General features: G+C 35.2%; 21 protein-coding genes and 1 riboswitch. Of the genes, 19 read left to right on the top strand and 2 right to left on the bottom strand.

Annotated elements, in window-relative coordinates:
- The first annotated feature begins 146 nt into the window (after positions 1-146).
- From ACWA1B_RS05970 to ACWA1B_RS05935, 8 genes are all read left to right on the top strand, one after another.
- The gene (locus ACWA1B_RS05970) at positions 147-890 is read left to right on the top strand and encodes an SDR family NAD(P)-dependent oxidoreductase (RefSeq protein ID WP_456905039.1); all 744 of its coding nucleotides are present in this window, start codon (positions 147-149) and stop codon (positions 888-890) included.
- Positions 891-1,243: 353 nt separating this feature from the next.
- On the top strand, positions 1,244-2,551 hold the full coding sequence (locus ACWA1B_RS05965) for an epoxide hydrolase family protein (protein WP_456905037.1): 1,308 nt from the start codon (positions 1,244-1,246) through the stop codon (positions 2,549-2,551).
- Positions 2,552-2,585: 34 nt separating this feature from the next.
- Positions 2,586-2,999 carry a cupin domain-containing protein gene (locus ACWA1B_RS05960; RefSeq protein WP_456905035.1) on the top strand — a complete coding sequence of 138 codons (414 nt, stop codon included), beginning with the start codon at positions 2,586-2,588 and terminating at the stop codon, positions 2,997-2,999.
- Positions 3,000-3,325: 326 nt separating this feature from the next.
- Complete coding sequence (locus ACWA1B_RS05955) at positions 3,326-4,336, top strand: alpha/beta fold hydrolase (protein ID WP_456905033.1); 1,011 nt, start codon at positions 3,326-3,328, stop codon at positions 4,334-4,336.
- Positions 4,337-4,466: 130 nt separating this feature from the next.
- Positions 4,467-4,877 (top strand): organic hydroperoxide resistance protein, encoded by a 411-nt coding sequence (locus tag ACWA1B_RS05950; protein ID WP_142449052.1) that lies wholly within the window; start codon positions 4,467-4,469, stop codon positions 4,875-4,877.
- A gap of 93 nt (positions 4,878-4,970) precedes the next feature.
- Complete coding sequence (locus ACWA1B_RS05945; RefSeq protein ID WP_456905031.1) at positions 4,971-5,732, top strand: DUF1223 domain-containing protein; 762 nt, start codon at positions 4,971-4,973, stop codon at positions 5,730-5,732.
- A gap of 379 nt (positions 5,733-6,111) precedes the next feature.
- On the top strand, positions 6,112-7,128 hold the full coding sequence (locus ACWA1B_RS05940; RefSeq protein ID WP_456905029.1) for a sensor histidine kinase: 1,017 nt from the start codon (positions 6,112-6,114) through the stop codon (positions 7,126-7,128).
- Positions 7,109-7,876: a LytR/AlgR family response regulator transcription factor gene (locus ACWA1B_RS05935; RefSeq protein ID WP_026729638.1), complete on the top strand. Its 768-nt coding sequence runs from the start codon at positions 7,109-7,111 to the stop codon at positions 7,874-7,876. Before ACWA1B_RS05940 ends, ACWA1B_RS05935 begins: the two co-directional genes overlap by 20 nt.
- A gap of 207 nt (positions 7,877-8,083) precedes the next feature.
- Here the strand turns inward: ACWA1B_RS05935 and ACWA1B_RS05930 are convergent, their stop codons facing one another.
- Entirely contained in the window at positions 8,084-9,673 is a 1,590-nt protein-coding gene (locus ACWA1B_RS05930; RefSeq protein WP_456905027.1) for an ABC-F family ATP-binding cassette domain-containing protein, read from the bottom strand.
- A 209-nt stretch (positions 9,674-9,882) separates the two neighbouring features.
- Positions 9,883-10,281, bottom strand: coding sequence for a DoxX family protein (locus ACWA1B_RS05925; RefSeq protein WP_456905025.1), 399 nt, complete (start codon positions 10,279-10,281; stop codon positions 9,883-9,885).
- 163 nt (positions 10,282-10,444) lie between these two features.
- On the opposite strand from ACWA1B_RS05925, the gene ACWA1B_RS05920 reads away from it, so the two are divergent.
- From ACWA1B_RS05920 to metQ, 11 genes are all read left to right on the top strand, one after another.
- Entirely contained in the window at positions 10,445-11,017 is a 573-nt protein-coding gene (locus ACWA1B_RS05920) for a Crp/Fnr family transcriptional regulator (RefSeq protein WP_456905023.1), read from the top strand.
- A 368-nt stretch (positions 11,018-11,385) separates the two neighbouring features.
- Positions 11,386-11,940, top strand: a complete 555-nt coding sequence (locus ACWA1B_RS05915) for a YceI family protein (RefSeq protein ID WP_456905021.1) — start codon at positions 11,386-11,388, stop codon at positions 11,938-11,940.
- A 4-nt stretch (positions 11,941-11,944) separates the two neighbouring features.
- Positions 11,945-12,163, top strand: coding sequence for a tautomerase family protein (locus ACWA1B_RS05910; protein ID WP_456905019.1), 219 nt, complete (start codon positions 11,945-11,947; stop codon positions 12,161-12,163).
- Between the two features lie 5 nt (positions 12,164-12,168).
- Entirely contained in the window at positions 12,169-12,900 is a 732-nt protein-coding gene (locus ACWA1B_RS05905) for an SDR family NAD(P)-dependent oxidoreductase (RefSeq protein WP_456905017.1), read from the top strand.
- A 5-nt stretch (positions 12,901-12,905) separates the two neighbouring features.
- Positions 12,906-13,355: a nuclear transport factor 2 family protein gene (locus ACWA1B_RS05900; RefSeq protein WP_456905015.1), complete on the top strand. Its 450-nt coding sequence runs from the start codon at positions 12,906-12,908 to the stop codon at positions 13,353-13,355.
- A gap of 17 nt (positions 13,356-13,372) precedes the next feature.
- Positions 13,373-14,458 (top strand): NAD(P)H-dependent flavin oxidoreductase, encoded by a 1,086-nt coding sequence (locus ACWA1B_RS05895; RefSeq protein ID WP_456905013.1) that lies wholly within the window; start codon positions 13,373-13,375, stop codon positions 14,456-14,458.
- Positions 14,459-14,849: 391 nt separating this feature from the next.
- A riboswitch (SAM riboswitch) is annotated at positions 14,850-14,950 on the top strand.
- Positions 14,951-15,234: 284 nt separating this feature from the next.
- On the top strand, positions 15,235-16,233 hold the full coding sequence (locus tag ACWA1B_RS05890; protein ID WP_456905011.1) for a redoxin domain-containing protein: 999 nt from the start codon (positions 15,235-15,237) through the stop codon (positions 16,231-16,233).
- A gap of 42 nt (positions 16,234-16,275) precedes the next feature.
- Positions 16,276-17,760: an aminotransferase class V-fold PLP-dependent enzyme gene (locus ACWA1B_RS05885; RefSeq protein WP_456905009.1), complete on the top strand. Its 1,485-nt coding sequence runs from the start codon at positions 16,276-16,278 to the stop codon at positions 17,758-17,760.
- A 403-nt stretch (positions 17,761-18,163) separates the two neighbouring features.
- Complete coding sequence (metN, locus tag ACWA1B_RS05880; protein WP_456905007.1) at positions 18,164-19,195, top strand: methionine ABC transporter ATP-binding protein MetN; 1,032 nt, start codon at positions 18,164-18,166, stop codon at positions 19,193-19,195.
- Positions 19,188-19,841, top strand: a complete 654-nt coding sequence (locus tag ACWA1B_RS05875) for a methionine ABC transporter permease MetI (RefSeq protein WP_456905005.1) — start codon at positions 19,188-19,190, stop codon at positions 19,839-19,841. Before metN ends, ACWA1B_RS05875 begins: the two co-directional genes overlap by 8 nt.
- 62 nt (positions 19,842-19,903) lie before the next feature.
- Complete coding sequence (gene metQ / locus ACWA1B_RS05870; RefSeq protein WP_456905003.1) at positions 19,904-20,722, top strand: methionine ABC transporter substrate-binding lipoprotein MetQ; 819 nt, start codon at positions 19,904-19,906, stop codon at positions 20,720-20,722.
- The last annotated feature ends 239 nt before the right edge of the window (positions 20,723-20,961 follow it).

The raw sequence follows: 20,961 nt of genomic DNA, 5'->3' as shown, positions 1-20,961 counted from the left end.
TTAGTGAAAAATTGAAATCTTAAATAGAGTATTTCTACGGTATTTCATAAAACAAAATCTAAACTCGAGTATACTCCATGATACCACCAAAAAACCAACCTAATTTCCAATCTAACTTTGTCTCATTAATTTAAAAACATAAAACAATGGACAATTTAAAAGATAAAGTAGCCGTAATAACAGGCGGAAACAGCGGTATAGGTTACGCCACAGCAAAACAATTAAAAGAGCAAGGCGCTCAGGTTATTATTACCGGAAGACGAAAAGAAGCAATTGAAAAAGCAGCACAAGAATTAGGCGTAAAAGCAGTTACAGCAGATCAGTCAAATGTTTCAGATATTGAGAATCTGGTTGCTAAAGTAAAAGCAGATTTCGGTACGGTTGATATTCTTTTTATCAATGCCGGAATTGCGGGTCTGGGAACTATCGAACAAACTTCTGAGGAATTGTATGATAGTATTATGAATGTCAACTTGAAAGGCGCTTATTTTACTTTAAGCAAATTTATTCCGGTTTTAAAAGACGGTGCTTCAGTGGTATTTCTTTCTTCGAATACTGCGAGTATGCCGGGGCCGGGATCTTCGGTTTATTCGGCGAGCAAAACGGCTTTGAATTCGGTTATGAAATCGGCGGCGTTGGAATTAGCGCCACGAAAAATAAGAGTGAATTCTGTTAGTCCGGGACCAACAGAAACAGAAGTAATGAAAAAAGTCGGTTTAGACGAAACCACCGTAAAAGGTATTATGGATGTTGTAGTCGAAAAAGTGCCGCTTAAAGAAATGGGCAAAGCGGAAGATGTTGCTAAAATGGTTTCCTATTTAACCAGCGACGCAGCAAAATTCATCACCGGTGCTGATTTTATTATGGATGGGGGAATGGTGCTTGCTTAAAAGTTATGAATTATGAGTTGATTTTTAACCGCAAAATTTTTTAACCGCAAAGCGCGCTACGGTTTACGCAAAGGTCGCAAAGTTATGAACACATAGCTTTGCGATTTTTGCGTTTTTTTAAGCCAGATGAGTTGAAAATCCTTGCTCCCGATAGCTGTCGGGATTGCAGTTAAATCACCAGCATTCAAAAACTCATAATTCATAATTCATAATTCAAAACTCCTAACTCACAGACTGTCCATTTCATCTCAAACTTTGTCCGCTTGGACTGTTTTCTGATTTCGTAAGAAGGGTTATCGAAATACTTTTGACGAAGAAATTAACTGATAACTCATAATTTAAAAATCAAAAAAATGAAAACACTTCAAAAAAACAGACACAGTTTTATAAACGCAATTGCAACCGGCGCTTTTATATTGGCAGCTTCCGTTTCTTTTGCTCAAAATAAAGACAAACAATCTCCATCAGATGCTACTTTAATTCGTCCGTACCACATCAGTATTTCAGAGGAAGCGATTACAGATCTTCGTAATCGTGTAAATGCTACCAGATGGCCGGAAAAAGAAACGGTAACAGATCAAGCGCAGGGAGTAAAACTAGATCAGATTCAGAACTTGGTTAAATATTGGGGAACCGATTACGATTGGCACAAAACAGAAGACAAATTAAATGCACTTCCTCAATTTGTAACCAACATCGACGGACTGGATATTCAATTCATCCACATCAAATCAAAACAGAAAAATGCTTTACCGTTGATCATTACTCACGGATGGCCGGGTTCATTTTTTGAACTTTTAAAAGTAATTGGACCATTGACAGATCCAACTGCTTATGGCGGAAAAGCCGAAGATGCTTTTGATTTGGTTATTCCATCAATGCCAGGTTATGGTTTTTCTGAAAAACCAAAAGGAACAGGTTGGGGGCCAGAAAAAATTGGAAACGCCTGGGATGTTTTAATGAAACGTTTGGGGTACAAACATTATGTTTCGCAAGGTGGTGACTGGGGGTCTGTAATTGCTGATGCTATGGCGCGCCAAGCTCCGGAAGGTTTATTGGGAATTCACGTAAACATGCCGGCAACAGTTCCTGCAGATATTGCCAAAGCTTTAAAAAATGGTGATTCAGCTCCCGCAGGATTATCGGTTAAGGAAAAAGCGGCGTTTAATTCGCTTAACAAATTATATACAAAAGGTGGTGGTTATGCCGGAATGATGGTAACGCGTCCGCAGACTTTGGGTTATGGATTGACAGATTCTCCAGTTGGTTTGGCTTCATTTTTCTTAGACAAATTTAACGATTGGACCTACAGCGGAGGAAATGCCGAAAAATCGCTTACAAAAGACGAAATGCTGGATGATATTTCATTGTATTGGTTGACCAATACGGCTAATTCTTCGGCACAATTGTATTGGGAGAACAACAACAATAATTTCAATGCTTTGGAACAAAAAACAGCCGATATTAAAATTCCGGTTGCGATTACAGTTTTTCCTGGAGAGATTTATCAGGCACCAAAAAGCTGGGCTGAAAAAGCATATAAAAACCTGTCTTACTACAATGAAGTGAACAAAGGCGGACATTTCGCATCATGGGAAGAACCACAAATCTTTACAGTTGAACTTCGCGACGCTTTTAGAGGACTAAGAGGAAAACACTAATGCTAAAAATTAACGAATCACTAAATAAAAAGTTATGGAAACGAAAAAACAAAAAACCTGGGTTATAATTGCGATCATCATTTTAGGAATAATAGCCTTTTTGATTCCGAATCAAATTGCAGCTCAAAACGGAATAAAACGTATCGATTTACAAAAACACGATTTAAGCGTTCCGGGACGCGAAGCGGTTCAGGCCAGAATAGATTTTGAAGCACATTCGGCTTTTGGGAAACATTTCCACCCAGGAGAAGAGATTATTTATGTACTCGAAGGTTCATTAGAATATGAAGTTGAAGGTCAGGCGCCGGTCACACTAAAAGCCGGAGAAGTACTTTTTATTCCTGCAGGCGTGGTGCATTCAGCAAGAAATAATACAAATGCAAAAGCTTCTGAACTGGCAACTTATGTTGTAGAAAAAGGAAAACCTATTTTGGTTTTGAAGAAATAGTTTCAAGTTCCAATTTTCAGGTTTCAGGTTGAACTACGAATAGTTTAACCGCAAAGAACGCTAAGGCATACGCAAAGTTTTGTTCAACATCTAGCTTTGCGTTCTTTGCGCTTTTACAAAGCCTTACGAGCAAAAAAAACTTTGCGTGCTTTGCGGTTAAATCACAGCATTCAATAACTCATAATTCATAACTCATAACCAAAATCCTGTCCATTTCACCTCAAACTTTGTCCACTTCACCTTTTTTCTGCTTTTAAAACGAGGATTGTCAAGATACCTTTGACGAAGAAATTAACTGATAATCAACTAGTCAAAAAAATAAAATTATGAAAACGCTATTAAAAATTACAAACAACATTTTTGCAAAATCAATCTTAATTGCCATTCTTTTTATGAATGTGAATGTAACGAATGCACAAGCTCCAAAACAAACAATCGAAGCAAGCAGTTCACTTGGAACTTTAAAACAAATCAACGCTGGTTTATTAAACGTAGGTTATACAGAAGCAGGTCCATCAAATGGCACTCCGGTGATTTTACTTCACGGCTGGCCTTATGATATTCACAGTTATAACGAAGTCGTTCCGATTTTGGTTGCAAAAGGATATCACGTTTTTACGCCTTATTTAAGAGGTTTTGGAACAACAACCTTTCTTTCAAAAGATACCTTCAGAAATGGCCAACAAGCAGCTTTAGCGAGTGATATTATTGCTTTTATGGATGCGCTTAAAATAGACAAAGCCGTAATTGGCGGATTTGATTGGGGAGCGAGAACAGCAGTTGTGGTTTCAGCACTTTGGCCAGAACGCGTAAAAGGTTTGGTTTCTGTAAGCGGTTATTTGGTGGTAAATTTAGAAGCGAATTTAAAACCACTTCCGCCAACAGCCGAATTAGGATGGTGGTACCAATATTACTTCGCAACCGAAAGAGGAAAACAAGGTTATACTCAAAATACGTACGATTTCAATAAATTAATCTGGAAAATTGCTTCTCCGTTATGGAATTTCGATAAAGCAACTTACGATCAAACTGCGCAATCTTTTGACAATCCAGATCATGTGGCGATTGTGATTCACAATTACAGATGGAGACAATCTCTTGAAGCAGGAGAATCAAAATATGACAATCTTGAAAAACGTCTGGCTTCAAAACCTGCGATTAAAGTTCCAACAATTACAATTGGAAGCGATTTCGACGGCGCTTTCGCGGATGGAAAAGCGTATGCCAACAAATTCACAGGAAAATACGAACACAGAATATTAAAAGGAATCGGGCATAATGTGCCACAAGAAGATCCAAAGGCATTTGCTCAAGCAATAATAGACGTTGCTAAATAATGCTGAATTGTAAATGGTGAATGGTTAATTATTTTTCGCAATTCACTTTTACATTCAATAAAAATCAACATAAGGCATATAAAAATTAACAATTAACAATTTACAACTCACAATTAACAATTAAAAAGTCATGGAAACAAAAGTTTTATACACAGGAAAAACACACACAACAGGTGGTAGAGAAGGAGCTTCTCAAAGTTCAGATGAACAATTGAATATCAAATTAAGTTCGCCGGGATCTTCACGTCCGGGAACAAATCCAGAACAATTATTTGCTGCGGGCTGGTCAGCTTGCTTTATTGGAGCTTTAGGAATCGCTGCTTCAAAACAAGGAATTAAACTTCCAGCTGATACTGCAGTAGACGCTGAGGTTGATTTATGTGTAACGGAAGGCGAATATTCTTTACAGGCAAGATTAAATATCAGTTTGCCAGGTTTGGATCTCGAAACTTCTAAAGCATTAGCAGCTCAGGCGCATCAAACTTGTCCTTATTCAAAAGCGACAAGAGGGAACATTAATGTTGAGCTTAATATTCTTTAAAAAGTTATAAGTTATGAATTAGGAGTTATGAGTTGTTTTTGAAACTAACTTTTAACTCCTAACTGATAACGTCTAACTCTTAACTTTACAATCATGAAAAAGACAAAAATAATAAGCGCTTTTATAATACTGTTTTTCTTAATTGGGAATAGTATTTTCAGCCAAAATAATAAAGACAAAAAAGGTTTTGCTTTTTTAGAATTATACACTTCTGAAGGCTGTTCAAGCTGTCCACCGGCAGATGAATTGATGGGAAAAATCCAGAATCAATACAAAGACAGCAATGTTTATGTTTTATCGTATCATGTTGATTATTGGGATAAACAAGGCTGGAAAGATGTTTTTAGCAATGCAGCAAACACAAAACGACAATATGATTACGCTAAATTCATGGAAAAAGATCCTATTTACACGCCACAACTTATTATCAACGGCAAAATAGACTATATCGGTTCTCAGGAAACAGCAGTTCAAAACGGAATCCGGACAGCGCTTCTAAAACCTGCTGTTGCGGAAATAACTCTGGAAGCCAGCCAGCAGGAGAATAAACTGAATTTAAATTACAACATAAACAAGATTTCAAAAAACAATCGTTTGTATGTTGCTGTGGTTCAAAAATCGGCTAAAAGCAATGTGAAAAGAGGAGAGAACGCCAATCGTGTTTTGTCACATTTTCAAATTGTCAGAAGTCTGAATGGTTTCGCTTTGACCGGAAATCAAAAAGGGAATGTTTCCTTGTCTTTACCAAAAGGTTTTAATTCTAAAGATTTTGAAATTATTGGCTTCGTTCAGGACATGAATTCGGGAATTATTTTGGGAGCAAACAGAGCAGTTTTTACACAAAATTTATTGTAAAATAGAGGAGAGGTTAAGATGGTTTTTGTTGTAAAGTAGAAATGTCTTTTAAGAAGATAGTTGAATTATTCTGTCAACTGGAAAAACTTCTATTTTGAGCAGAAATTAGTCTGGAAAATAGCTTTTTTTTAACTCTGACGAAATGTCAGTATGTGGTTTTGTTTATATGTTAAACTTCTGAATACCAGTTTTTTTAATTTTTTAATATAAAGTAAAAGATTAATATTGATGTGTGCTGAAATAGAGATGAAGCATGATTTTAAATTCTTTGTTTTTTGCTATAAAAACCCCGTTATTTTATCGTTATCTTTGGCAAAGTATATCGAACTTGAAACTTGTCCCGATAGTTATCGCGATAAAACTTGAAACAAAAAAATATATGGAAAAAGTAAAACGCTTTCAGGTTTCCCAACGTGTAATTTGGGGAAGTTCTATAGCACTTGCAATTCTTGCCTCAATACCCAAATTGTTCGACATGGTTTCAACACCTGGCGATCTGGTAATCAATTCTTCGATTACTTTGTTATTTTCCCTTTTTATTTGGTATTACAATATTTACAGCTTGCCAAAATTTTCAGCCCAACGCACTAATAAAAGCTTGTTTAACTGGAAGTTATTGTTGAGTGTTGTATTGGGGATTTTGCTTATGGTTGTACTGGTGATCGCGCATCAGGAGCTTTTTCAGGTTTCGAAAATGGATGCACCAATAATGTTTGAACTGCGTGGTGTTTTGATTAATCTGATTGTATATATGTTTTTGCATTTGCTTTTTCAGAATTATCAGACGCAACAAATTGGAGTTGAGCTTGAACGAACCAAAGCCTTAAATCTTGGTGCGCAATACGAACTTTTGAAGCAGCAGGTGAATCCGCACTTTTTATTTAATAGTTTAAATACGCTAAAATCAATGGTGGATATGCAGGATCCGCAGAGTTCTGATTTTATTTTAAAATTATCTGATTTTTACCGTTTTACACTAGAGAGCCGAAAGCTTGACTTGATATCCTTGAAAGAAGAAATTCAGATTCTGGATTCGTATGTTTATTTGCTTAAAGCACGATTTGAAGACGGATTTGAAGTGATAAATGAGATTGATCAAAAACAATACGATTGTGCCATTCCGCCTTTTTCGTTGCAGTTGCTGATTGAAAATTGCATCAAGCACAACGTAGTTTCTTTGGATAAGCCACTGCGAATTAAATTGTATACTGAAAATGATTTTCTGGTAATTGAAAACCCAATTCAATTGAAAAGAGGGGCTTTGTCAACAGGCGTTGGGTTGGATAATATTAATCAGCGTTTTATGCATTTGGTTCACAAGGAAATCGAAATTGATAAAAACGACACGACTTTTAAAGTAAAAATACCCCTTATTTATGAATATCGTAATAATTGAAGATGAAGTAAAAACGGCCAAAGCACTTGGTCAGCTTATTTTGAGTATCAGACCTGACGCTCAGATTTTATCGTACATTCAAAGTATTGATGGCGCGGTGAGTTATCTTATGGAAAATGATCAGCCCGATCTTATTTTTATGGACATTCAGCTGGCGGACGGACTTTGTTTTGAGATTTTTAAAAACGTTGAGGTTTTGTCTCCGGTGATATTCTGTACGGCTTTTGACGATTATGCGATTGAAGCTTTTAAATCAAACGGAATTGATTATGTATTGAAGCCTTTCTCGCGAGACAGCATTTCGCAGGCTATTAAAAAAGCGGGAGAATTGAAGAATTTCTTCCAAAGAAATAAAAAGATGATGCCCGATTTCGATTATCTTTTAACAAGAACAGGTGAAAATACAGGTAAAAGCAGTTTTTTGGTTTTTAAAAACAATAAATACCAAACGATTCAGACAGAGAATATTGCGTTTTTCTTCATCAAAAATGAAACGCCAACGATTATGACCTTTGATAAAAATGAATATCAGATCACGCAGTCGTTAGATGAGGTGCACAAGCTGTTGTCGCCAATTCAGTTTTTCAGAATGAACAGGCAATATTTAGTGAATTTTTCGGCAATAAGAGAAGCGGAGCATTACTTTTCGCGCAAGCTGATTATTAAACTTACCATTCCAACAGAGGAGAAATTATTGGTGGGAAAAGAGAAAGCGACGGCTTTTTTGAGCTGGCTGGAAAACCGTTGATAATTATTAAATGTAAATAGTTTAACCGCAAAGCACGCTAAGATTTTTACATTCAAGACTTAGTATAACCGCAAAGCACGCAAAGCTATTTGTAAAAAACTTTGCGAACTTGGCGTAAACCTTTGCGTCCTTTGCGGTTAGATTATCTATCTTTCAGTATGAAATGTTTATAAAATAGATTTTAAGTTTTTGTTTATATGAGTATTTCTAAAGTAAACAAATACTGTTGTTTACGTTTATTTCTTTTAAGAATATTTCATCGTGTGAAACTACAATTAAAGTTCCCTGATATTCATTTAAAGCAGCAGTCAGAATTTCGATATTCTGCAAATCGAGATTGTTTGTTGGTTCATCTAAAATGATTAAATCCGGGGCTTGGTTTGTGATGGTCAAACCACAAAGCATTAAACGCATTCTTTCTCCTCCGCTTAAAAATTGGCAAGGTTTATCCCAATCTGATTTGCCGAAAAGAAAACGGTTCAGCCTCATTTTGATATCGTGTTCTTCTAAACCTGAAGCATTGCTTTGTCGCGCCTGTTCATAAACCGTTAACGTGTTATTGATTAAGGAATAATCCTGGTCGATATAAACGCTTTTGCAATCTGCAATTTTCAGATTTCCTGATTTTGGCTCTAATTCTTTTAAAATTAATTTAATCAGCGTTGTTTTTCCGGAACCGTTATTTCCTTTTAAAGCAAGCCTATCGCCGGAAAGAATCTGAAAATTCAAATCGGTTTTCCAAATTTTTTCTGCGTTGTAACTATAATTCAGCGATTCAGAATTTACTAGTATTTTTCCTTTGTGCAAATGCGAATTATCAAGTCCGAATTTCATTTTGTCCAAACTCGAAACATTTTCACGCAGTTCGCGCAATTCCTGTGAAATACCGCCAATTTTCTCTTCATGAACGCTTTTAGTTTTCGAAGTACTGTTTTCGGCCTTATTCTTTAGCGTATTCATCATAATGCGGGCAACTCCGGCTTTTTCCTGTTTCTTTTTGCCTTTAGCATCTGATTTTTGTTGCCTTTCAATCGTTTCGCGTTGTTTTTCTTTGGCTTTTTGAAGTGCCTTTTCTTTCGAATGGATATCAAGTGCTAAAGCATTCTTTTCGATTTTTTTCTGTTCAAGGAAAAAATCATAATTACCGCCGTAACTTTTGATTCCGTTTGACTTTAATTCGCAGGTTGTATCGAGCAAATTCAGCAGTTTGCGATCGTGGCTTACTATCAGCATCGTTGCCGTCGAAGCTTTTATAAATTGATATAGCAAATTTCGTCCTTCAACATCAAGATGATTGCTGGGTTCGTCCAATAAAATGAGTTTAGGCTGATGAATAGCAATTCCGGCAAGAAAAACTTTTGTTTTCTGTCCTCCGCTTAAAAGTTCCATCTTCTGATTTAAATCTAAACCATTTAATTTCCAGTAATTTAAAGCTTCATTGCAACGATCTTCAATGGTCCAGTCGTCGTTGAGAAGATTTAAATTAGTTTCGCTTACGTTTCCACTCAGAATTTCATGAAAAGCGATAAGTTTTTGATCTATTTGTAAAGCCTCTGCAATCGTTAAATGATTGTATTGTCCGAAGATTTGCGGAATATAATACGGTTCAGTCTCAATTTTGATTGTTCCGTCTGACGGAAATAATTCTTTTGCTATAATTTTAAGCAAAGTTGATTTTCCAGCACCGTTATGTCCTGTTAAGGCTATTTTATTGCCTGTATTTACTGTTAAACTGATTGCGTCGAACAGCAATTCTGTATTAGAATGTGTATATGAAATGTTTTGCAGAATGATCATAATCTCTTTCTTAAGCATTAATAAATCAGCAAAAACCAAGTTTGGCTTGCTGTCTCTATATCTGAAAGAAATTATTTATTCACATGTACGGAAGTAGTTTATTTGAAAGTGCAAAGATAATAAATGTTTTAAAAACTCATAACAAAACAAAAAGCGTCTGAGAAGCTCTTAGACGCTTTTGTATTTTTTGGTCTTAAAAAGCCTTAAAATTAGCCTACAATTGCATTTTTAGAATAATTAGCTGAATATAATTCTCTAAACATGGCGTATGTTACGCTTACCATCGCAAAAGCAATAATAGCATCGATTGTGGCAGGAAAGCCCAGTACCACTAATTTTGAAAAGAAAGCAAAAGTGATGTCAAAGAAAATTCCGGCAAAGACCCATTCTTTCAATCGCAATAATTTATTCGGAATTAATAATGTGATTACTCCAGCGACTTTAAATACGCCAAGGATGTAAATAAAATGCGCCGGATAACCCAATTGTTGTGTAATTTCCCAAACTAATTTGTTAGTTGTAAGTTCGAAAAATCCGCTGGCACCAAACCATAAAGAAGTTAAAATAATTCCTGTCCAATAAATAATTTTTGTCGTTTTTGTGTTCATGATTTTAATTTTTAAGTTGTTAAACAGGACAAAATTGCGTTACATGCAAGAGAAAACATATGAGTTTTTTTGTGAAACGGACAAATTGATTTCTGAAATAGACAATCCGAAAGTTCATCTGATTTCATAACTTTACAGAATACTTTAAAACCGAAATTCAATAATGGAAGCCAAAGCCCTTTTGCAACAACATATCGCCAAAACTGCTGTATTGACAGAAGAGGAATTCGATTATTTCTATTCTCATTTTAAGCCTTTGTCTTTTAAAAAAGGTCAAACCATTATTAGTGCCGGAGATAAAGTAAACTGTGAATATTTTGTGATTTCAGGTTGTCTGAAAGCGTTTTTTATAAATGATGAGATTAAAATGTACATTTTACAGTTTGCAATGCCAACGTGGTGGACATCTGATTACAGTGCTTTGTACAATCAAACTGAAGCAACCATAAACGTTGACTGCATTACTGATGCTGAAGTGCTTTGCCTGTCAAACGAAGACCGCGAAAAACTCTGTAAAGAATATCACCAAGTGGAGCATTTCTTCCGTTGGAGAACGAACAAAGGATATATCGCCTCTCAAAAAAGACTTTTATCGTTTATGAATAATAATGTCAAAGCACGTTACGAAGAGCTTTTGGCATTATATCCTCAATTGTATAATCTTGTACCAAAGCATTTAATAGCCGCATATTTAGGAGTTTCCAGAGAAACACTAAGCAGGCTTTATAATTCGTAGTTTTTTGCCACAGATTGTATAGATTAAATATGATTTTTTATTAGTTCCTGTTTTTTCTTGTAGTTTGTCATCCCGAGGAACGAGGGATCTCCGCAAGAAGCTCCTCATGCAAAATCACCAATCTTTGTCGAGTTACTCGCGGAGATCCCTCGTTCCTCGGGATGACAAAAATAGTCGAAAATCGTTGCGTTCCAACGGTTGAAACCACTGTCTATGTTTTAGTTTTATTGCGTTAGAAAACCTTAGCACCTTAGAATCTTAGCCCCTTAGAACCTTAAAAAAAAGAATGTGATGTAGGTCACGTAACCCATTTCCATAGTCGTCGTTCCTTTGTACTGTAATTTTAAATACACTTAAATACAATCACAATGGAAACAACAAATTATAAAATCGTAAGCTCAAACAGCAACGTAGAATGGACCGGAAGAAAAGTAACCGGAGCACATAATGGTACAATTGGTATCAAAGAAGGTAATTTCATCTTACAAGATGGAAAAGTAAAAGGCGGGAAAGTTGTAATTGATACCGCTTCTATTAAAATTCTGGATGTAACAGATCCGGCAACAAACACACAATTCGGAGGTCATCTTGCCTCAGATGATTTTTTCTCAATCGAAAAATTTCCAACTGCAACTTTTGATGTTCTTTCTGTAAAAGAATTATCAGACAGCACTTTTTATCTTGAAGGTAATCTTACCATAAAAGATATTACTCATGTTGCAGGTTTTGAAGCAACGTTAGAAAACAATAGAAATGCAATTGCACTTACTGGTAAATTGATTATTGACCGCACCAAATACGATATCAAATTCCGTTCAGGAAATTTCTTCAAAGATTTGGGAGACACTTTAATTTACAATGACTTCGAATTGGATTTTAATATCACTGCTGAAGCCATTTTTTCAGAACAATCTAAAAACTAAAGCCATGCCTTACGTAAAATTAGAATTGACTCGCGAAGGTGTAACACGCGAGCAAAAACAGAAATTAATAAGCGGAATAACCAATTTGATTACTGATGTTTTAAACAAAGATCCGCATTTGACTCATGTTGTAATTCAGGAAGTTGAATTAGATGATTGGGGTTACGCAGGAGAACAAGTATCCGTATTAAGAGAAAAAGGCATCACAGCCGATAAAAAATAAATATCATGAAAAAACAAACTATAATCGTTACTGGAGCAGCATCTGGCATAGGAAAAGGAATCGCAAAATACTTTTTGGACAGAGGAGATAATGTTGTCATCAATTCGGTAACACCAGCGTCATTAGAAAATGCTTTTAATGAATTTGGCGGAGGCGATAATTTGGCAATGTATGCCGGAGATATCAGCAACAAACAAACAGGGGAACAATTAGTAAAAATTGCAATTGAAAAATTCGGTTCAGTTGATATTTTAGTTAACAATGCCGGAATCTTTGACAGCAAACCCTTTTTGGAAGTTGATGAAGCTTATTTAGATAAATTTTTGACAACCAACTTAAAAGGAACGTATTTCACAACTCAGGCTGTGGTTCCTCAAATGCTGGAACAAAAAGGTGGTGTTGTAATTAATATTGGAACACCACTTGTAAATCACGGTTTGGGCGGATGGCCGGCTTCGGCGCCAATAGCAAGTAAAGGAGCTATTCACGCTATTACAGTTCAATTAGCGGCAGAATTTGGTAAACAAAACATTCGTTTCAATACAGTTGCTCCAGGAGTAATCAGAACGCCAATGCACGGTGATAATGCTGATGCGTCTGCTGGTTTACACTTACTAAATCGAGTTGGAGAAATTGACGATGTTGCCGAAATGGTGTACACTGTTGCCAAAAGTAATTTTATTACCGGTGCCATTATCAATGTTGACGGTGGAAAAGCAGCAGGGCACAACTTATAATTAAAATGAAAACTATTTTATTAACTGCTTTTATGCTCTGGATTTTTCAGGGCATAAAAGCTCAAAATACGATCAAAATGGAAAATCAGACCGAAATTGCAGCGATAAGAGCTACGGTTGAAAACTATTATTTTAAAGGAATTTATGAAGGCGATGTGTTGCTTTTGGGAAGTATTTTTTATCCGGGAAGTTTTGTTTTTGGAGATGTAAAAGGTCAGCCGTATTTTAAAACTGCCGATCTTTATTTAGATGGCGTAAAAAACAGACAAAGTCCAAAAGATTCAGGAAAACCTTTTAAAGGTGAAATTTTGAATATAAAAGTCGTAAATTCAATCGCTGTTGCAGAACTAAATGTGAAAATGTACGATTTTAATTATCGTGATTTTTTATCTTTCCATAAGATCAATGGAAAATGGCTTATTGTCAACAAAATGCTAACTGATGTAAGTGAATAATTTTAAATTTTAAAGCGATGTGGTACAATACAAAAGCTTCAGAATTATTAGGAATCAAATATCCAATTATGCAGGGGCCATTTGGCGGAAATCTGTCAACGCCTGAACTTACTGCGGCCGTTTCAAACGCTGGCGGTTTAGGAGGATATGGTGCGTATACCATGAGCCCACAGGAGATTTATGAAGCTGACAAACAGATAAAAGCTTTAACCAATAAACCTTACAATTTAAATCTTTGGGTTTCGGATTCTGATATGGATCCGAGTGGAATCACAGACGAACAATATAATAAAGCAAAAGAATTGTTTAAACCTTATTTTGATGAAGTCGGAATTCCGTTGCCAGAAAAACCGGCGTCCTTTCAATCCCGATTTGAAAATCAGCTGCAAGTCGTTCTGGATATTCGTCCGAAGGTTTTTAGTTTTATGTTTGGAACGCTTTCTACAGCTATTTTGGAACAATGTAAAAAATTAGGAATTGTAACCGTTGGCGCCGCAACAACTCTGGACGAAGCTATATTTTTAGAAAATGCCGGCGTCGATATGATTATCGCATCAGGTTTTGAAGCAGGAGGGCACCGACCTTCATTTTTGGCTTCTGCCGAATCTTCCGTAACTGGAACTTTTGTTTTATTGCAATTAATTAGAGAAAAAGTAAAAGTGCCTGTTATTGCTGCAGGCGGAATTGCAAACGGAAAAGGAATTGCCGCAGCATTAGCTTTAGGAGCAAGCGCCGCGCAGCTGGGAACCGCATTTTTAGCCACCGAAGAATCAAACGCATTGCCAATTCACAGAGAGATGTTATTTTCAGATGCATCAAAATATACCACTTTATCACGCGCTTATACAGGAAGACTAGGTCGTGGTATCACAAGCCGAATTGCAAAAGAAATTATGGGAAAAGAAGCAGCTGTTCTACCGTTTCCGTTGCAGACTACTTTTATGTCGCATTTGCGAAAAGCGGCATTGGATCAGGAAAAATGGGATATGATACTTTTTTGGGGCGGACAGATTTCGCCAATTCTAAAACACAGAAGGGCAGAGGAGTTGATGCATTCTTTGATTGAAGAAACAACAGCTTATTTTGATGAATTGAAATTTTAAATTCAATTAAGAATGAATATTTCGCTATAAATATTACGCCTTTACAAGGCTGTACAGTCAACTCCATAGGAGTGTTATATTTGTAGAAAGAATTATAAAGTTAAAGTTTTAGTCCCATCGGGGCAATATAGTATTAGGAATAGAAAAGGATTAAAGCTCATTTCAGAAGCGGAATGAGTTTTTTTTATGTCTTTTTTGAACTATAAACCTTAAAACAGGCTTAATTGAATGCGTAGCAATTCAATTTTAATATTGTATAAATCATTGTTTTTGAGTTTATTATTGAGTTAAGTTCACTTATTTTAAAATAAAATTCAAAAAAAGTAATTTTAAACTTGACTAATTCGGTAGAATTAATATATATTTGTAACGCAGAATATTTCTGTAATGATACTTATCCAGAAAGACTGAGGGAGTAGGCCCTGTGAAGTCTTAGCAACCTGTTGCTAAACAAGGTGCTAAATCCTTCCCGCCTTGCGGGACAGATAAGAAAGATTTCTAAAACAAATCTGAATGAGATCATCAGTATTAAAATTTATTTAAAAAAAATGAAAACCAAATCAGTTCTATTACACGCCGATTCTGATCGTTTCAATTTGTTCATTCAAGAAAATAATATTGAAGTTTTCCGAATGCAAAGGTTTTAGATTTTCATTTTTCTTTTAAAACAAGTTTTGCCAAGTCTTTCAGGATTGGCACAGGAATTCTTTTTTTCAATTTAAAAACACAATTCAAAAATCATCATAAACTTAGTAATCACTAAAAATCAAAAACAAATGAAAAAAATACTATTAGGTTTTGCTTTATTTTTTGGAACAATCCAAATTCAGGCGCAAGAAAGCAATTTGCAGTTAAAAGGAACTGTTGTCGATACCGTTGCACAATATGTGTATTTGCAAAAGTTTCATAATAAAATGTTTACCACAATTGATTCGGTAAAAGTAAAAGATGGAAATTTTAGTTTTAAAACAAAAGTAAAAACACCAGAATTATACGGTTTAAGCGTAAATACTGCAGATTCTCCATTGTATATTTTTCTTGAGAAAGGGCCAATTACAGTTAAATTAAGTCCGAAAAAGTATTATACAAATTCAGTTGTTGAAGGTTCTGCTGCGCAAGATTTGTTTGAAACGTATAAAAAATCAAAAGATGTAGAAATCAGCAAATTCATTACTGAAAACCCAAAATCGATTGTTTCAGCTTATGTTTTGTATAGAAACTGGTCGTATCGATTGACTCCGGAACAAATCACTCAAAATATTGCTTTATTGGATAAAAGTCTTCAGAATATTACTTATGTGAAAGAACTAAAAGATTTGGCTATTGTATTAGACGGATTAGCGGTTGGTAAAAAAGCGCCAGATTTTACAGCCAATGATACAGAAGGAAAACCGGTTCATTTTTCTGAAAACCTGAAAGGTTACACTTTAGTTGATTTTTGGGCTTCTTGGTGTGGTCCATGCCGAAGAGAAAATCCAAATATTGTAGCAGCTTACAAAGAATTTCACGATAAAGGATTTAATATAATTGCCGTTTCTTTAGACAAAAAGAAAGAAAACTGGATTAAAGGAATTCAGGACGATAAACTAACATGGACGCACGTTTCTGATTTGCTTTTCTGGAACAGCGCAGTTGCAAAATTATATGGAGTAAGAGCCATTCCGGCGAATTACTTAGTGGATTCTAAAGGAACAATTATAGCTAAAAATCTTCATGGAGAAGAGTTGCAATCTACTTTGAAATCGCTTTTAGATAAAAAAGTCAGCAACAACTAATCAATCGATAATACAATTTGTTAATTTAAAAATGATAGGGAAATGAATGCTATTGAGCCAACAACAAAACCAACAGAGTCTGAGTGTTACTTTAATAAGTTTAGAGAAAACACATTAGGAATTGATCATATTTTCGAATCGGTTTACGGAAAACAAAATTTGCTTTACGCAGATTGGGTTGCAAGTGGAAGATTATACGTCCCGATCGAAGATATTATGCTCAATAAAGTTGGTCCGATGATTGCCAATACGCATTCGTTTTCAAGTCAAACCGGAAAAGCTTCGACTTATGCTTATCAAAGAGCAAGGGATATTATTAAAAAGTCGGTTAATGCAAATGAAGCTGATGTTTTAGTGACAACCGGAACCGGAATGACTGCTGCTTTGTCGAAATTGCAGCGTATTATCGGTTTGAGAAAGAATCATCAAAAAGAAAATGCAAATGATAAACCTGTTGTTTTTATCACACACATGGAGCATCATTCGAATCAGGTTTCCTGGTATGAAACTAATGCTGATGTTGTGATTCTGCCTCCGGATGAAAACAACTTAGTCGATCCGGAAATTCTTTCTTCAGAAATAAAAAAATACGCTGACAGAAGTGTAAAAATCGGTTCTTTTACGGCATGCTCAAACGTTACTGGAATTATTACACCTTATTATGAATTAGCCAAAATCATGCATCAAAACGGTGGATTGTGTTTTGTAGATTTTGCCGCTTCGGCACCTTACGTCAAAATCGATATGCATCCAAAAGATCCAGAACAGCAATTGGATGCGATTTTCTTTTCGCCTCACAAATTTTTGGGCGGACCAGGAACTTGCGGTATTTTGGTTTTTAATGAAAAATTATACCAATCTGATTTTCCTGATAATCCGGGCGGAGGAAATGTAAAATGGACAAATCCGTTAGGGAAATATTCATACAGTGACATAATTGAAGTAAGAGAAGACGGCGGAACTCCGGGATTTTTGCAAGTGATTCGAACTGCTTTGGCAATAGAATTAAAAGAAAAAATGGGAGTCGAGCAGATTGCAAAAAGAGAGAAAGAATTAGTAGAGGTTTGTTTTTCTAAACTTCAAAAAATACAAGGTCTATCTATTTTAGGAGACTTAAAAAGCAAGCGTATTGGTTGTGTTTCTTTTGTGATCGAAGATATTCATTACAATTTAATCGTAAGACTTTTAAATGATCGTTTCGGAATTCAGGTTCGCGGTGGCTGGTCGTGTGCGAGTACTTATGCGCATTATCTGTTCAATATTGATGAAAAACGTTCTAACTTGATTACCAATGAATTATTGGATAAAAATCAAACCAGTAAACCAGGTTGGGTGCGTTTGTCACTTCATCCAATTACTACAGATGAAGAACTTTTATTTATTTGCGATGCGATTAAGCAAGTGGCTTTGTATTATAAAGAATGGGAGAAAGATTACGTGTATAACCCTGCAACAAATGAATTTGAAAATCCTGAAATAAAAGATACCATTTCGAGAGAAGTGAACGATTGGTTTAGATTGAGTTAATTGTTTTAACACTTATAGACATAGAGTTTTTAATGTTTGAGAAGTTAAGTAGATAAAAACTAGTTTCTTACACATAGCTATTTTTATTTTGACAAATCAAATGCCTTTAACATAAAGCTAAACTATGATTCTATGTGTTTAAAATAATTTAGTCTATTATTTTGATAGGAAAATAAAAGTTTTAATGATTTTTGTACTAAAATTGGAAATTACTACTTAAATTTGCAATCGCTATGAGAAAAAATGACCAGAATATGAAGAATTATTATAACAGCAGTATGATGTGCTGTGTTATTGTAATGCGATTTATTGAGCTGGCTTCGATATAAAATGATATTATTTATTTCAAAAAGCCTTTCACGAACATTTGAAAGGCTTTTTTGTTTTTAACCTTGATTGAAAAATGATTGAATTAAAAAATGTAACCAAAACTTTTCATCAGAAAGACAGAGTTGTTACTGCTTTGTCTGATGTCTCGTTGAGAGTTCCGCAGGGGAAAATTTTTGGTGTTATTGGAACTTCGGGTGCTGGAAAAAGTACTTTGATCCGATGTGTGAATTTGTTGGAAAGACCAACTTCAGGAGAAATTATTGTGGATGGAAAACCGTTGATGCAACTTTCAAACAGAGCGTTAGCAATTGAAAGAAGACAAATCGGAATGATTTTTCAGCATTTCAATTTGCTTTCTTCAAGAACTGTTTTCGAGAATGTTGCTTTTCCGTTAGAATTGGCTGGAACTTCAAAAAGCGAAATCAAAACACGTGTTTTAGAATTGTTGCAATTAGTAGGTTTGGCTGAAAAAGCAAACGATTATCCAGCAAGTCTTTCTGGTGGACAAAAACAAAGAGTCGCGATTGCGAGAACTTTGGCTAATAATCCAAAAGTATTATTGTGTGATGAGGCGACGAGCGCTTTAGATCCCGCAACAACACGTTCTATTTTAAATTTATTGAAAGATATCAATAAACGTTTGAACATCACAGTTTTGCTTATTACTCACCAAATGGAAGTCGTAAAATCGATTTGTGATGAAGTCGCCGTTATCAGTCACGGAAAACTAATAGAACAGGGAAGTGTCGCAGAAATTTTCGCTGACCCAAAAGAGGAATTGACCAGAGAATTTATTTCTTCTTCTTTACATATAGAAGTTCCGTCGGTTTATCAGGAAAAATTGCAAAAAGAAGATAATGGAAATCTGAATCCGTTATTAAAATTAGAAATGACCGGAAAATCAGTTAACGAACCTGTTATTTCAGAAGTTTCAAGACTTTTTGATACTGATTTCAAAATTGTAAGTGCACAAATGGATCAGGCTGGCGAGGTAAATTTTGGTGTTATGCTGATTGAACTTTCAGGAAAACGCGAAAATTACGATGCTGCGATTCAATATTTCAATTCAAAACACATTAAAACAGAAATTTTAGGTTATGTCTGATTCAATTATAGATTTATTAGTAAAAGGAACATGGGAAACCATAGTTATGACTTTTGTATCGGGATTTTTTGGGTTTTTATTGGGGCTTCCAACAGGAATTTTACTTTTCCTGACGCGTAAAAATCAAATTTTAGAGCAGCCTTTTTTAAACAGAACTTTATCGGTTTTGGTGAATATTTTTCGTTCCATTCCCTTCATCATTTTAATTGTTTGGATGATTCCGTTTACACGTGCTATTGTTGGAACTTCAATTGGTGTTAGTGCGGCTTTAGTTCCATTGAGCATTGGCGCAGCGCCATTTATTGCTCGTTTGGTAGAAAACAGTTTGTTAAGTCTTCCTTCAGGATTGATTGAAGCTGCAAGAGCTTTAGGTGCAACTCCGTTTCAAATTGTTTATAAAGTTTTGCTTCCGGAAGCTTTGCCTTCTTTAATTAATGCGGCTTCCATTACGTTAATTACGCTTGTAGGATATTCAGCAATGGGTGGAGCTGTTGGCGCTGGCGGATTAGGACAAGTTGGTTACCAATACGGATATATCGGTTATGATGCGATAACGATGAATTCGGTTTTGGGTTTACTGGTAATTTTGGTATTCCTGATTCAGTTTGCCGGAGATCGATTATCAAAACGATTTGATCACCGATAGGAATTATGAATTACGAGTTAGAACTTGAAACTTGAAACAGAACATTAAAAATTAATATAGAAATGAAAAATAAATTAAATATTTTAAGAACGGCTGGAGTTTTGGCTTTGTCGCTTGTTTTATCAAATTGTGGAAATGATAAAAAGAATGATCCACATTTTATTAAGGTTGGAGTTGCTGCCGGACCAGAATTAAAAGTGGCGGAAGCTGCTAAAAAAGTAGCAAAAGAAAAATTTGGATTAGAAGTGGAATTGGTTTCTTTTAATGATTATGTAATTCCAAATGAAGCTTTAAGCCAAGGTGATATCGATGCGAATGCTTTTCAACATAAGCCATACATGGACGAACAGTCTAAACAACGTGGTTATAAATTGGCCATCATCGGGAAAACTTTTGTTTATCCAATTGCGGCTTATTCGAAAAAAATAAAAAACCTTTCAGAATTAAAAAACGAAAGCACGATTATTATTCCGAATGATCCGACAAACGGAGGACGTTCATTATTGCTTTTGCAGAAAAATGGTTTGTTGAAGTTGAAAGATGGTGTAGGTTTATTGCCAAAAGTAACAGACATTATAAGTAATCCTAAAAACTTGAAAATTTTAGAATTAGAAGCACCACAATTACCAAGAGCTTTAGATGATGCAAATGTTTCAATTGCGATTATAAACAATACGTTTGCTTCTCAGGCAGGATTGGTTCCTTCACGTGATGCTTTATTTGTTGAAGATAAAGAATCACCTTATGTGAATTTGGTGGTTAGTCGTGAAGACAATAAAAATGAGGAGAAAGTAAAACAATTTTTACAGGCTTTTCAATCTCCGGAAGTTGAAAAGGCAGCTGAACGCGAATTTAAAGGCGGTGCAGTAAAAGGCTGGTAATAAATTAAATTGCTGAATAAAAGAAAGACGAATGGTATCAACAGTGATATTATTCGTCTTTTTTTCTTTGATGAGTAGAGAAGGAAGATTAATTTTTAAGATTTTGAAAATCATTATTGCATTTTGCTTTTTTAAATGAAATAATGGATAAAAGTAATTCGTACAATTCTAAAAAATATATTTTAAGACCAAAATATAATAATGGCATTCAATTATCATAAATAGACATTTGATTATGT

This window comes from Flavobacterium xizangense (genome assembly GCF_054075145.1).
The sequence above is the reverse complement of the archived record's forward strand: the minus strand, read 5'-3'. Positions and strand labels throughout refer to the sequence as shown.